Source organism: Exiguobacterium sp. s142, assembly GCF_018618455.1.
GTDB classification, from domain to species: domain Bacteria; phylum Bacillota; class Bacilli; order Exiguobacteriales; family Exiguobacteriaceae; genus Exiguobacterium; species Exiguobacterium aurantiacum_A.
Genome location: NZ_JACSMB010000004.1, coordinates 122,034 through 134,462, shown reverse-complemented (window position 1 = coordinate 134,462; position 12,429 = coordinate 122,034). Strand labels below are relative to the sequence as shown.

The following is a 12,429-nucleotide window of genomic DNA, read 5'->3' as shown; positions in this document are numbered from 1 at the left end:
TATTAATAGTGTCCTAAAGAGAGGACACGACCTGATTCTGTAGCTCAGCTGGGAGAGCGCTACCTTGACAGGGTAGAGGTCGCTGGTTCGAGCCCAGTCAGAATCACTTGGGTGCCAAACCCGATGCGAAACCCATAGGAACGTGGGTTTCCGCGCAGCCACTTCTTACGAGAAGTGGCTTTTTTTGTGTATTCTTTTAATTGACAGCCCACATAAACAGTTGGTATATTCCTCTCAATACATACAGAAACGGGGAATTATACGATGGTATTAACCGGAACAATCGTCAATGCGGCCTTGATCGTGGTCGGCACATTACTCGGGTTGTTGTTTCACCGAATCCCCGAGCGGATGAAAGAGACGGTCACGGCTGCCATCGGTCTCGCCGTCGTCGTGCTTGGCGTACAGATGGGCTTGAAAAGTGAGAATTTTTTAATCGTCATCGGCAGTCTCGTTATCGGAGCCGCACTTGGCGAATGGTGGAAGCTCGACGAGAAGCTGAACGAGATCGGCTATCAGTTGGAACGGCGTCTCGGTGGGAAAAGTAAGTCGAGCATCGCGGAAGGCTTCATCACGGCGACGCTCATCTTTGTGATCGGGGCGATGGCCGTCATCGGGGCGCTCGACAGCGGCCTGCGCGGGGACCATGACGTCCTCTATACAAAAGGGTTGATTGACGGTTTCACGGCGCTCGTGCTCAGTTCGACGCTCGGCATCGGCGTTATGTTCTCGGCCGTGCCGGTCTTGTTGTACCAAGGAGCGATCGCGTTGCTCGCCATCCAGATCATGAAGTTTATTCCGGAGTCGCTCATGGATGACTTTATTTTGGAGATGACGGCGACCGGGGGCGTCATGATCGTCGCCATCGGGTTGAACCTGGTCGGGATCACCCGGATTCGTGTCGCCAACTTGCTGCCCGGTATTTTGATGGTCGCGATCATTGTCACCACGCTACATATCTTTCAATGAAAAAACGGACTAGCGCGAAAAAATGCGCTAGTCCGTTTTTTTGTGGGCCGTGACTGGTTGATCAGGATGTAGTGCTTCCGCAATGATTTTATCCCAGTCTGCGGCGTCACAGGATGTCGTACAAGTCGGTGCGATTTCGCACGTGGCGCATTTACCGGCTTTTGCTTTACGGGTGTAGCGATAGAGCGAATAGGCGGCGTACCCGAATACGGCAAGACCGATCAGTACATCAAATAAGGACATAAGTTTTCCTCCTTGTTAAGACAATCCGAACAGACGACCGATTTGATAGATCATCAGTGATACGACGTACGCAACACCAAGCCCATAAAGGCTAGCGACCCACGTCAACTTGGCACTTCCCACCTCGCGCCGAATGACGGCGACGGTCGCTAGACAAGGGACGTACAAGAGGACGAACGCCATGAAGCTATATGCGCTCAACGGCGTAAACACGGGAAGCAACGAAGCAGACAAGTCAGATTCGCTGACCGCATAAATGATCGCCATCGTCGATACGACGACTTCTTTCGCCAAAAAACCTGTGATGAGCGAAGCACCTGCCTGCCACGTCCCGAAACCGAGTGGAATCAACAACGTCGCAACGACCCCGCCGACCATAGCGAGAAAACTCTCGTTCATCGGGACGTCCATTCCGGCTGGACCGGAATAGGCGAGTAACCAAATGAAGACGGAACCGCCAAAGATGAACGTACCTGCTTTTCGGACGAACCCTTTCGCTTTTTGCCACGTGCTACGCCAAAGCGTCAACCCTTGGGGGACACGGTATGGGGGCTGTTCGACGATAAAGAGGCTGTTTCGATCTTCCGCCGCCAATACGGACGTGAATATTTTCGCGGCAATCAACGCCAGGACGATCCCGAGCATATAGAGCGATAAGACGACGAGCGCTTGGTTTGATGCGAAAAAGCTGGCAGCGAAGACGGCATAGATCGGTAGGCGCGCCGAGCACGACATGAACGGCGAAATAAAAATCGTGACGAGCCGCTCCCGCTCTTCCTCGACCGTCCGTGCCGCCATAATACCTGGGACGTTACAACCAAATCCAATGATCATCGGAATGAAACTTTTCCCGTTCAGTCCGACGAGTTGCATGAATCGGTCCATGACAATGGCGACACGCGCCATATAGCCAGAGTCCTCTAAAAACGAGATAAAGAAAAAGAGCACGAAAATCTGAGGGACGAAGACGAGGACACCGCCGACACCGGCAATTACCCCATCAATCAGCAACGCCTGGATGAAAGAAGAGGTCCCGAGCAGTTGTAACAACGAGCTCGTTCCGGACGTGACCGGACCCGACAGAAATCCATCCAACAGATCGGACAACGGGGCACCGATCCAGTTGAACGTGATGTGGAACAGGGCGTAAAGTACTGTAAGGAAAATGGGTAAGCCCCAGATCGGATGTGTCACGACGGCATCGATGCGGTCGGTGACCGTGGCTTGTTGTGCGCCTTGCTGATCGACGACGTGGTGGCGAACGTCTTTCGTCCAGTCGCGTCTGCGTTCTGTAATGTGGGCGTGGGCGAAGCGTCCGAGTTTTACTTCTAACGCTTTACGAATTTCATTGACGGTTGGCGTCGAAGACTCGAGCTGTTCTGAAATGACGCGATTTCCGGCCAAGTATTGAATGGCGACCCAGCGATCGCGCTCACCAAGTCCCGTCGCTTCAAGAATTTGTTGAATCGCCTGTTCGGTCTCTTCCCCGTAATCGAGTACGAAAGGTTCGCGAGGGGTCGTTCGCAGGGAGGACAGGAGAACTTCACAGCCGGCGCCTGTGCGCGCTGTGATCGGAAACACATCCACGTCCAAACGTTCTTTCAGACGCTCTAAATTGATGTGGATGCCTCGGCCTTCAGCGACATCGACCATGTTCAGACCGATTTGAAGCGGGCGGCCCATTTCGAGCAGTTGGAGCGTTAGTTGTAAGTTACGTTCGAACTGCGAGGCATCGATGATGTTGAACATCCCATCGAACGGTTCCTGCAACAAGAATCGTGAGACGATTGCTTCGTCAGCCGATAGCGGGTCTAAATCATAGACACCGGGCAAGTCGATCAACTGTCCGATGTTTCCATGCAGCTGCCCGATTTTCTGTTCGATCGTGACACCGGCCCAGTTACCGACGTGGGCGAAGGAGCCGGTCAATCGGTTAAATAGAGACGTTTTTCCGGTGTTCGGGTTTCCGATTAAGGCAATCCGTTGCGTCACGGGACGATCACCCCAATCTGTTCAGCGTCACAGCGACGGATGGCAATCATTTGTTGATGTTCGATTTGTTCAATCGTGAGTGGTCCGGAAAAGATGGCCCGACGTTTAATTCGTACGGAACAGCCCTCATAAAATCCTAAGGCAATCATGCGACGCCGCAAGCGGTCATCGATTCTCGTTAAATCGGATATGAGCACTGGTTGATGTAGCGGCATGGCAAGTAATGAACTCATTAAGATCTCTCCATTTTAGTCAAATGATAATTCTTCTCATTTGGTAGCATAACACGTTCTTTACTATCGGGAAGCTAGACTATTTGTGGATTTTATGACTTCTAAAAAATAGTAGTGCGAGAATTAAAAAAACCGCCCGATAGAAGTCAGAACTTAACGTTCGACTTCTATCGGGCGGTTCAAGTGCTTACGTTCTTTCAATCGTTGCGTCGACAGGGTCGTGGTCTTCCTTTGCACTCTCGCGGAGCGCGGACGACATCACGTCAGACAAGTCACGTGAGCGGAGCACGCCGACACCGCGGTCGGTCGGTCCATCTGGTGCGGCGACGTCGGCGATCAGCTCGTCAGTCGGACGTGTCTCATGCAACAATAACTCGGCTGATCCTTTCATCGCCTGAGCGACGATTTGGCGGGCCGTGTCTTCATCAAACCCGGCTTCTGTCAGCACCGGGGTCATCGAACCGACGATCTCGTAAAAGAACGCAGGACTACATCCGGCTGCCGCCATGAAAGCCGACATCGTTTTCGCGTCCGTGACGGCCGTCCGACCGACCCGGTTGAACAGTGCCGTCGCCGTCTCGCGGTCGGTCGCATCTGTCTCAGGTCCGAACCAGAGTCCGGTCATCCCGGTTTGATGGGCGACCGGGGTGTTCGGCATCGCGCAGATGGCTGGGATGCCGGCTGCTTCTTCAAGCTCGCTCGGCTCGATATGCGCCGCAACGGATACGAGCAGTGGTGTTTTCCACGTCTGTGATTGAGCGTAAGCTAAGACGCCGTCTGGTTGCATCGCGAGCACGACGATTGTATAAGCGTTGACGTCTTCTGTTTCGACGATCTGTACGCCGAGTTCATCTTGCAGCTGCTCTAGACGTGTAAGGTCGCTCCGGTTCGTCATCGTAATCTGTTCAGGGGAGAGCCCGGAAGCGATCCAGCCTCGGACGAGTGCCTCGCTCATCGATCCTGCTCCTACCATTAATATGTTCATTTCCGTCACCTCTTCATTCATTTGATTCGGTCGTATATATGTTGCCTATCATAACAAATGTTCGAACAATTATCGCCTGCCACGCTCGAATTGTAAAAGAAAGGAAAAATACTCGTCGTTTTGTAACGAGAATCGACGAAGCGCTGCAGATGACAATTCACGCAGTCCGGGCTATCATTGCAGTAATCTGACTGAGCGAGGCGATTGAAATGAAACGAGTATTAGTACGTGGGATTCAAGGATACCAGCGCTTTATTTCTCCTTTAAAGCCCCCGACGTGCCGATTTTATCCGAGCTGTTCGCACTATGGGATTGAGGCGATTGAGAAGCATGGCGCTGTCAAAGGCGGGTATTTGACGACTCGGCGCCTGTTGCGGTGCCAACCGTTCCATTCGGGCGGACTTGACTATGTGCCGGACGATTTTGATTGGAAAGCCCCCCTGCAACGCGAAAAGCCACCGTCACAGCGAGACGTCTAACCGACGGCTCGCTGTTTTAGATACAGGGCGTTTATCCCCTTCTTTGTTTTAGCACAATACTTTTGACAACGTTCCGAGTATTCTGAAAAAATAGAGGTGTATTTATTACATAAGGGGAAAGGGGATTACAGCATGAGTCAATCGTTCAGCGAACTAATCGGTACGATTTCAGACTTTGTGTGGGGACCGCCGCTGTTAATTTTGATTGTGGGGACAGGCGTTTATTTGACGGTGCGTCTCGGGGGGCTCCAAATCACGAAGTTGCCTTACTCGTTGAAACTCGCATTCTCTAAAAATCAAGACAAGACGTCACGAGGAGATATTAGCCACTTCCAAGCCCTCATGACGGCGCTCGCAGCGACCGTCGGTACGGGGAATATCGTCGGTGTCGCGACTGCGGTCGTCCTCGGGGGACCAGGCGCGATCGTTTGGATGTGGGTATCGGGCTTCTTCGGGATGGCAACAAAGTACGCCGAAGCCGTGCTCGCCGTCAAGTACCGGGTGACGGACGAACGTGGTCAAATGGCCGGAGGACCGATGTATTATTTGGAACGGGGCTTGAAGCAACGCTGGCTCGCGGTCGCGTTTGCAGCGTTCGCCTCACTGGCCGCGTTCGGGATCGGGAACGGGGTTCAAACGAACTCAGTCGCGTTGGCGCTCAACTCGACGTTCGACGTCCCGCTTTACGTATCGGGTATCTTGATGATGATTTTCACGGGCGCCGTCATTCTCGGTGGTGTCAAATCGATCGGTCGTGTCGTCAGTTACTTCGTCCCGGTCATGATCGTCTTTTACTTAGGGAGCGGTCTCTTGATCATGATCATGAACTACACACTCATCCCCGATGCGATCGCGCTCATCTTTAGCAGCACGTTCAGTGCCGAAGCGATTGGCGGCGGGGCCATCGGGGCAGCCATCCGGTACGGGGTTGCGCGCGGAGTCTTCTCGAACGAAGCTGGTCTTGGCTCGGCTCCGATCGCTGCGGCCGCGGCCAAGACGGACATGCCAGGTCGTCAAGGCCTCGTCTCGATGACGCAGGTGTTTCTTGATACGTTGATCGTCTGTTCGGTCACCGGGATCACGCTCGTCATGGGCGGTCAAATCGGATCGGGACTTGAAGGGGTCGAGTTGACGACGGCGACGTTCGAACAGTTCCTCGGGCCGTTCGGCAGTTATGTCGTCACAATCGGTCTCGTCATGTTCGCTTACTCGACGGTGCTCGGTTGGTCGTATTATGGTGAGCGATCGATTCATTACTTATTCGGTCAAAAATCGATCATCCCATATCGGATCGCATTCGTACTCGTCGCTGGACTCGGGGCGATGACGACGAACTTGAACATGGTGTGGGCACTGTCTGACGTCTTCAACGGCTTGATGGCCATCCCGAACTTGATCGGGCTCTTGTTCTTGTCGGGCGTCGTCATCGCTGAGACGAAGCGTTTTAATCAGCAATTGGCAATCGAGAACCGAAGTCGAAAAGCATCATAACGAACGAACGCCGCTATCCTTAATCGGATGGCGGCATTTTACGTTTGTTCTTGATTTCCTCGAGTCGTGCCTGCTGCAAGTGATTGAATACTTGTGTCACGAACCCGACCATGATGCCGACGCCGGTGATGACGTAACCGATCGTGAACACTTTGCCGATATCGGTCGTCGGGACGAAATCACCGTAGCCGATCGTCGTGAGCGTGATGACGCTGAAATAGAGGGCGTCTAACCAACGCATATCTTCAAAACGGGAGTAAAACAGCGTACCTGACAAAATCGTGAGGAATGCTAGACTGAACAGAACTTGAAATTCAGGCTCTTTCAACCCACGCCATATTCCACGAAACATGCGACGGAACGTCAAAATGAATGAGAGCATACGGCCCCCTCCCTTCCTATGTAAGTTTGTTCGGTAGAAGCGAGGTAACATCCTTTATAACCATAAAATGAGTCGACGAATTCGTCGACTCATTTTGTATGAAGTGTCAATCGTTTCGTGATCGGTTGGATCGTGATGTTCATGTCGACCATCCGATTGTCGCGTTTTGGTTCATCCGTTCGCTCGACGCGCCACGCGAGGTCATGCAACTCGTTTAACGCAGTGGCGATGTCATAGAACGACAGGCTCGGATTGCCGTTCAATTGATATAGACCCGGACCGCGCTTCGTCAATATCTCGAACAATGCGTCGGCCGTGTCTTCTAAAAAGGAGCACGATGGATACCAGTGTGCGCTCGCAGTGATGACACCGTGCTGGTTCATTTCATTCGTGAAATAGTCCATCATATTGTTCGAACCGGCAGCTTCGCCGATTTGCCAGCCGAGTCGGACGATTTGTGCCCCGGGGTTGGTCCGGGCGATCGTTTCTTCGCAGGCACGTTTATAGGCACCATATTCGTCTGATGCGTCAGGTGGTGTGTCCGGCGTGATTGGACCGGTCACATTGTCTGAGAATACCGAGACCGTGCTCGTAAACAAGAACGGGATGTTGTATTCTCCGCATAGACGGGCCAACGTTTCCGCCCATTCAACCGATCCCATACCGATATGAAGAAAATAATGAGGACGCACCGATTCGATAAATTCACGCATCGCCGCCTCGTCTGACGTCGAGACTGTTGATCTGTCCCAGGCGACAGGTTCGATCCCATGTCGTTGTATCGTTTTGGCGACGACCGGTGCGACTGTACCGTTCATGCCCGTTAAAATAGCTTTCATTACAAATTCCTCCCTTCTGTTTCTATCATCCCACACTTCTAGATGTGACAAACCACCAGTTTCTAGCTTTGTGCTAAACTGATTGATGGAGGAGATAAATGATGAACATTCGACAAGCACAGTCAAACGAAAGTGGAGCAATCGCACCGCTCGTTTACGCAGCGATTCATGATATCGCCTATTCATTGACGGGGACGGCAGACCAAAAGCAAGTGCTTGAGCGCTTAGCGATGTGGATCGGTCGGCCGAACAACCGGTTAAGTTATGAAAACATTTGGGTGGCAGACATAGACGGCGTCATCGCAGGCGTTATTATCGCCTATGAGGGCAAGCGCGCGATTGAGTTGGATGAGCCGATTAAGCAATGGCTCATCGAACATGGGCAGCCTGGACATCTTGACGTGGAGACGGAAGGAGACGTTTTGTATATCGATTCCGTGGCCGTCGACTCAGAATTTGGAGGACGCGGCATCGGCACGAAATTGATCCAGCGAGTGGTCGAACATGCTCGCGAAACAAACATCCCGGCCGTCACACTCAACGTCGACCAGGGCAATCCGGCAGCGGCTCGTCTGTACGAACGTCTTGGATTCCGCAAACATAAAGAGATTGAGATTTCAGGAGACCGTTTCGATTATATGATGCTCGACTTGTGAAACATGGACCGAAGTCCGAGTCTCAGTCTCGAAACCGATGCAAAACCCGAGCTTCTCGGATATACTAAGTGCTTGAAACGAATCAGATATAAAAGGAGATCGATTATGGAGTGGAAAAATATCCTGCGCGGTATCGCGATGGGGACGAGTGACTTGATTCCTGGCGTCAGCGGGGGGACAATCGCAGTCATTTTAGGGATTTACGATCGATTGATCGAAGCGATCAGCGGTGTGTTCAGTCGGCAGTGGAAAAAGCATATTGGGTTTCTAATTCCGTTAGCAATCGGAATGGGAACCGCGATTTTAGGACTGAGCCGTCTAATTGAATTTTTATTGTTAGAATACTATGCACCGACACAGTTCTTTTTCATCGGCTTGATTCTTGGGATTATCCCACTGTTGATGTTTGAATTTAAATCGCGTGCGACGATGCGCCCCGTGCACATCGTGGCGATGGTGATCGGAGCGATTCTAGTAGCAAGTATGGCAATCATCAAACCGGCCGACACAGCCATTATTACTGAACTGTCGACCGGCACGGCGCTGTTGTTGTTCTTCTCGGGTTGGCTCGGCAGTATGGCGATGTTGCTCCCGGGGATCAGCGGCTCGTTCGTCTTGCTCTTGATCGGCGTGTACCCGACGGTCATCAGCGCCTTGTCGAACTTGAACGTGCTCATTATCGGGATCGTCGGACTCGGTGTAGCCGTCGGATTCATCGTCAGCAGTAAAGTGATCCGTTATTTGCTCGGGAATTTCCCGGGCATGACGTTCTCGGTCATCTTAGGACTCGTCATCGGGTCCCTCGCCGTCGTCTTCCCGGGTCTTCCGGAGACGGCGACGATGTGGGTCTTGAGCGTTGTTTCGTTCGTTGCCGGTTTTTTGATCGTCCGACTGCTCGGCCGATTTTCCGTATAAAAAATGCGATCCTGTCATTTGCTGACAGGATCGCATTTTTGTTGGGTCGAGGTTATCAATTCGTGTTTTTCGACGCTTGTTCAATAAATGAACGGAATCAATCGTTTTCGTGATTTCGCCCAAGTTTGATAGGCGCTGCCGAAGTGTGACGTCAACATCTGTTCTTCGATATGGATGCGCCAAAGCAAGGCGATCCCCATGGCGAACGTACCGACGAGCGCGACGCCCCAATGACTGAAATAGAGCGAAAATCCGAACGTGATAAATAATAGCCCGGTATAGAGCGGATGGCGCAAAAAGCGGTACGGTCCAGAGCTGACGATCTCATCAGCAGGACGGACGACGACGTGACGAGTGAATTGATGACGCAAATGCGCGATTCCCCAGTAACGAAGTGAAACACCGGCTATGTAACACCCGAGCCCGAGCCAACGGACTAGGAGCGGTTGGCGTGTTTCAGTGAAAATAGATAAACCGATCGAGACGGCGAACACGGTGACCATAATGAGTGAGACGATGTAAAAGCTCATGTGCTCACTGTTGCCATCGGTCGGTTCATCACGATTACGGTATCGCCTCATCTCATACAGCCATGCGGTCGAGACGAGAATGAACAAACCATCGAGCCAATCCATAGCGTTTCCCCCTTTCTTCAATATGTTCCACTCATTACCCGCCTCTTCCTGCTGAAAAACGCCTCGCAATGTGCGAGGCGCTCCGTTCGCTTCATCATACTAACGAGAACTAGCAACGAGATCAGCACTCGAAGGGTCGAGCGCTTCACGTTGAATCTCATCTTTTATAAGTTGGTAGGTGAGGCACATCGGTTTTTCGGTCCGTGGGTCTCGTCCGATGATGGCATCGATATGAAAGACTTGTCTAAGGACGAGCGGACAAATGACTTCCTCGGCGGAGCCCGTCGCGAGCACTTCTCCGTCTTTCATGGCGACGATATGGTCGGCAAACCGGGCGGCCTGATTCAAGTCGTGGAGGACCATGACGATCGTCCGGCCCTGCTCGCGGTTCAACGTCTCGAGTAGTTCGAGCACTTCGAGCTGATGCGCGAGATCGAGATACGTCGTCGGCTCATCTAAAAATATCAAGTCCGTCTCTTGGGCCAGTGCCATCGCGATCCACACCCGTTGGCGTTGTCCGCCTGAAAGGGCGTCGACGCTTCGATCTTTGAACTCGAGCGTACCGGTCACCTCAAGCGCCCAATCAATCACTTCATGGTCATGTTTCGATAAACGACCAAACCCGGATTGATAAGGAAAGCGACCGTACGAGACGAGTTCTCCCACGGTCAAGCCGCCAGCGCCTTCAGGCGTTTGCGACAAAATCGCCATCTTTTGGGCGATTTCTTTCGTATTGCATTTGGCGATGTCCGCTCCGTCTAAATGGACCGAACCGTTAGACGGGGACAGAATCCGAGTCATGGCTTTCAAGAGTGTCGATTTCCCACAACCGTTCGGGCCGATGATGGTTGTGATTTGACGGTCCGGGATCGATAAACTCAATTGCTTCACAATTGTTTTGCCGCCGTAACCGACCTCGATGTCTGCCGTATGGATCCGTGACATGTGGATTCCCCTCTCCTCGTAACAGTAGTTTTGATAATGATTCTCAATGTAACGTCAACTATAGCAGTCTGAATGAAAAGCTGTCAACGAATGTTTTGATATCAAAATAGATTGTCTGAACTAAAATTTCGATGTATATTAAATGAGAATGATAATCAGTGACGGTAAATGTTTAAGGAGGATGGAGCGGATGAGCGAACAGGACGTGTACGACGTAACAATCATTGGTGGCGGTCCGGCGGGATTGTATGCCGCTTTTTATAGCGGGTTGCGCGGGATGAAGACGAAGTTGATCGAATTTCAACCGCATCTCGGTGGTAAGATCCATGTCTATCCGGAGAAGATGATTTGGGATATCGGTGGCGTCACCCCGACGACAGGTGCCCGCCTCATCGAACAATTGATCGAGCAAGGTCTCACGTTCGATCCGACCGTCGTGCTCGGCGAGAAAGTAGAATCGATGGCGAAAGATCATACTGGTCATTTCGTGCTCGATACGACGAACGGCCGGCACGTGTCAAAGACGGTCATCGTCGCGACGGGGAGCGGTATTTTACAACCTCAAAAAATTGAGATCAGCGGGGCGGAGCGGTTCGAAGTCTCGAACCTTCACTATACGGTTAAGTCGTTGATGCGTTTTAAAGGGAAGACGGTATTGATTTCCGGTGGCGGCAACAGCGCCATCGATTGGGCGAACGAACTTGAGCCGATTGCGGAGCGCGTGATTTTGACGTATCGAAAAGAAGCGCTCAAAGGGCATGAATCGCAAGTCGACAAGCTCCTCTGTGGCCGAGTCGACTGCCGACTTCATACAACGATCGAGGACTTGATTTCCAATGATGGCACGACGATCCATGCCGTCAAGCTCATCGATTGCGGGACCGGGGCAAGTGAATTGGTCGAGGTCGATGAAGTGGTCATCAACCACGGCTACGAACAGGACTCGGCTCTCCTCAACGACAGCGAGTTAAAAGTCGAGATGGTGGATGGGTTCTATGTGAACGGGAACGCGAGCAGTGAATCGTCAGTACCTGGACTTTATGCAGCGGGCGATATTTTGACGCATGAAGGCAAGGTGCATCTGATTGCGGGAGCGTTCCAAGATGCGGCTAACGCGGTCAACCGGGCCAAGACGTTCATCGATCCGGACGCGACGAAGTCGGCGATGGTGTCGTCGCACAACGAACGGTTGAAAGCGAAAAATCGTGATATTATCGAGCGGACAATAATGAAGCAGTGAGGGATGTCCCTCACTGCTTCATTGCCGGATAATCACATAGTTCGACGATGACCCCGCCCGAGTGGCGTGGGTCCATATAGATGAGGCGTCGGCCTTTTGCCGTCGTTCGGAGCGTATCTTCTAAAAACGTGATGCCGTCGCGTTTCAAAGCGGCAATCGATGCTTCTAAATCATCGACTCGATAGGCGATGTGGTGAACGCCTTTGCCGCGTGCTTTCATGAATCGGGCGATCGGGCTCGTCGAACTTGTCGGCAAGAGCAACTCGATCACGTCTTCACCGACGTGAATCACGGCGAGCTCGGTTTCGACACCGGCTGCCGTATTCGTATAACGGTCGACAAGTTTTCCTTGTAACACGTTCGTGTAAAACGAGATCGCTTCGTCTAAGTCGCGAACAGCGATCCCGGTGTGGTCAATTTGCATA

At 52.2% G+C, this 12,429-nt stretch carries 15 protein-coding genes and 1 tRNA gene; 7 read left to right on the top strand and 9 right to left on the bottom strand.

Annotation, left to right across the window (positions count from 1 at the left end):
- The first annotated feature begins 33 nt into the window (after positions 1-33).
- Positions 34-106 (top strand) — tRNA-Val (locus KNP77_RS05740).
- A gap of 158 nt (positions 107-264) precedes the next feature.
- Positions 265-969 carry a DUF554 domain-containing protein gene (locus KNP77_RS05735; RefSeq protein WP_214889157.1) on the top strand — a complete coding sequence of 235 codons (705 nt, stop codon included), beginning with the start codon at positions 265-267 and terminating at the stop codon, positions 967-969.
- 27 nt (positions 970-996) lie between these two features.
- Here KNP77_RS05735 and KNP77_RS05730 read toward each other — a convergent pair whose 3' ends face one another.
- The 4 genes from KNP77_RS05730 to KNP77_RS05715 form a co-directional block, all read right to left on the bottom strand.
- Positions 997-1,212, bottom strand: a complete 216-nt coding sequence (locus tag KNP77_RS05730; protein WP_214889154.1) for a FeoB-associated Cys-rich membrane protein — start codon at positions 1,210-1,212, stop codon at positions 997-999.
- 15 nt (positions 1,213-1,227) lie between these two features.
- A complete protein-coding gene (gene feoB, locus KNP77_RS05725; RefSeq protein WP_214889151.1) occupies positions 1,228-3,204 on the bottom strand; it encodes a ferrous iron transport protein B in 1,977 nt (658 codons plus the stop codon).
- Complete coding sequence (locus tag KNP77_RS05720) at positions 3,201-3,437, bottom strand: FeoA family protein (protein ID WP_070328862.1); 237 nt, start codon at positions 3,435-3,437, stop codon at positions 3,201-3,203. The genes feoB and KNP77_RS05720 overlap by 4 nt, the downstream gene beginning before the upstream one ends.
- Before the next feature lie 187 nt (positions 3,438-3,624).
- Complete coding sequence (locus KNP77_RS05715; protein WP_251138943.1) at positions 3,625-4,422, bottom strand: pyrroline-5-carboxylate reductase family protein; 798 nt, start codon at positions 4,420-4,422, stop codon at positions 3,625-3,627.
- A 209-nt stretch (positions 4,423-4,631) separates the two neighbouring features.
- Between KNP77_RS05715 and yidD the strand changes: the two genes are divergently transcribed.
- Together yidD and KNP77_RS05705 are read left to right on the top strand one after the other, a co-directional pair.
- A complete protein-coding gene (gene yidD / locus KNP77_RS05710) occupies positions 4,632-4,901 on the top strand; it encodes a membrane protein insertion efficiency factor YidD (protein WP_083274114.1) in 270 nt (89 codons plus the stop codon).
- Between the two features lie 132 nt (positions 4,902-5,033).
- The gene (locus KNP77_RS05705; RefSeq protein ID WP_214889145.1) at positions 5,034-6,392 is read left to right on the top strand and encodes an alanine/glycine:cation symporter family protein; all 1,359 of its coding nucleotides are present in this window, start codon (positions 5,034-5,036) and stop codon (positions 6,390-6,392) included.
- A 19-nt stretch (positions 6,393-6,411) separates the two neighbouring features.
- Here the strand turns inward: KNP77_RS05705 and KNP77_RS05700 are convergent, their stop codons facing one another.
- Together KNP77_RS05700 and KNP77_RS05695 are read right to left on the bottom strand one after the other, a co-directional pair.
- Complete coding sequence (locus KNP77_RS05700) at positions 6,412-6,774, bottom strand: potassium channel family protein (protein ID WP_131490651.1); 363 nt, start codon at positions 6,772-6,774, stop codon at positions 6,412-6,414.
- Between the two features lie 89 nt (positions 6,775-6,863).
- The gene (locus KNP77_RS05695) at positions 6,864-7,613 is read right to left on the bottom strand and encodes a sugar nucleotide-binding protein (protein ID WP_131505097.1); all 750 of its coding nucleotides are present in this window, start codon (positions 7,611-7,613) and stop codon (positions 6,864-6,866) included.
- A gap of 101 nt (positions 7,614-7,714) precedes the next feature.
- Here KNP77_RS05695 and KNP77_RS05690 point away from each other — a divergent pair, with 101 nt between their 5' ends.
- Together KNP77_RS05690 and KNP77_RS05685 are read left to right on the top strand one after the other, a co-directional pair.
- On the top strand, positions 7,715-8,269 hold the full coding sequence (locus tag KNP77_RS05690; RefSeq protein WP_251138942.1) for a GNAT family N-acetyltransferase: 555 nt from the start codon (positions 7,715-7,717) through the stop codon (positions 8,267-8,269).
- A 105-nt stretch (positions 8,270-8,374) separates the two neighbouring features.
- The gene (locus KNP77_RS05685) at positions 8,375-9,184 is read left to right on the top strand and encodes a DUF368 domain-containing protein (RefSeq protein ID WP_070328868.1); all 810 of its coding nucleotides are present in this window, start codon (positions 8,375-8,377) and stop codon (positions 9,182-9,184) included.
- A gap of 80 nt (positions 9,185-9,264) precedes the next feature.
- On the opposite strand, the gene KNP77_RS05680 is transcribed toward KNP77_RS05685, so the two are convergent.
- Positions 9,265-9,819, bottom strand: coding sequence for a methyltransferase family protein (locus tag KNP77_RS05680; RefSeq protein ID WP_016509434.1), 555 nt, complete (start codon positions 9,817-9,819; stop codon positions 9,265-9,267).
- 99 nt (positions 9,820-9,918) lie between these two features.
- Complete coding sequence (locus KNP77_RS05675) at positions 9,919-10,764, bottom strand: ABC transporter ATP-binding protein (RefSeq protein ID WP_214889138.1); 846 nt, start codon at positions 10,762-10,764, stop codon at positions 9,919-9,921.
- A 190-nt stretch (positions 10,765-10,954) separates the two neighbouring features.
- Here KNP77_RS05675 and KNP77_RS05670 point away from each other — a divergent pair, with 190 nt between their 5' ends.
- Positions 10,955-12,004: an NAD(P)/FAD-dependent oxidoreductase gene (locus KNP77_RS05670; RefSeq protein ID WP_070328870.1), complete on the top strand. Its 1,050-nt coding sequence runs from the start codon at positions 10,955-10,957 to the stop codon at positions 12,002-12,004.
- Between the two features lie 10 nt (positions 12,005-12,014).
- Here the strand turns inward: KNP77_RS05670 and KNP77_RS05665 are convergent, their stop codons facing one another.
- On the bottom strand, positions 12,015-12,428 hold the full coding sequence (locus KNP77_RS05665; RefSeq protein WP_070328871.1) for a VOC family protein: 414 nt from the start codon (positions 12,426-12,428) through the stop codon (positions 12,015-12,017).
- Position 12,429: the final 1 nt, after the last annotated feature.

Bases quoted from the DNA above. Each gene is read 5' to 3' on its own strand.
- KNP77_RS05735 (WP_214889157.1), top strand. From the start codon at position 265: ATGGTATTAACCGGAACAATCGTCAATGCGGCCTTGATCGTGGTCGGC.
- KNP77_RS05730 (WP_214889154.1), bottom strand. From the start codon at position 1,212: ATGTCCTTATTTGATGTACTGATCGGTCTTGCCGTATTCGGGTACGCC.
- KNP77_RS05720 (WP_070328862.1), bottom strand. From the start codon at position 3,437: ATGAGTTCATTACTTGCCATGCCGCTACATCAACCAGTGCTCATATCC.
- KNP77_RS05715 (WP_251138943.1), bottom strand. From the start codon at position 4,422: ATGAACATATTAATGGTAGGAGCAGGATCGATGAGCGAGGCACTCGTC.
- yidD (WP_083274114.1), top strand. From the start codon at position 4,632: ATGAAACGAGTATTAGTACGTGGGATTCAAGGATACCAGCGCTTTATT.
- KNP77_RS05705 (WP_214889145.1), top strand. From the start codon at position 5,034: ATGAGTCAATCGTTCAGCGAACTAATCGGTACGATTTCAGACTTTGTG.
- KNP77_RS05700 (WP_131490651.1), bottom strand. From the start codon at position 6,774: ATGCTCTCATTCATTTTGACGTTCCGTCGCATGTTTCGTGGAATATGG.
- KNP77_RS05695 (WP_131505097.1), bottom strand. From the start codon at position 7,613: ATGAAAGCTATTTTAACGGGCATGAACGGTACAGTCGCACCGGTCGTC.
- KNP77_RS05690 (WP_251138942.1), top strand. From the start codon at position 7,715: ATGAACATTCGACAAGCACAGTCAAACGAAAGTGGAGCAATCGCACCG.
- KNP77_RS05685 (WP_070328868.1), top strand. From the start codon at position 8,375: ATGGAGTGGAAAAATATCCTGCGCGGTATCGCGATGGGGACGAGTGAC.
- KNP77_RS05680 (WP_016509434.1), bottom strand. From the start codon at position 9,819: ATGGATTGGCTCGATGGTTTGTTCATTCTCGTCTCGACCGCATGGCTG.
- KNP77_RS05675 (WP_214889138.1), bottom strand. From the start codon at position 10,764: ATGTCACGGATCCATACGGCAGACATCGAGGTCGGTTACGGCGGCAAA.
- KNP77_RS05670 (WP_070328870.1), top strand. From the start codon at position 10,955: ATGAGCGAACAGGACGTGTACGACGTAACAATCATTGGTGGCGGTCCG.
- KNP77_RS05665 (WP_070328871.1), bottom strand. From the start codon at position 12,428: ATGCAAATTGACCACACCGGGATCGCTGTTCGCGACTTAGACGAAGCG.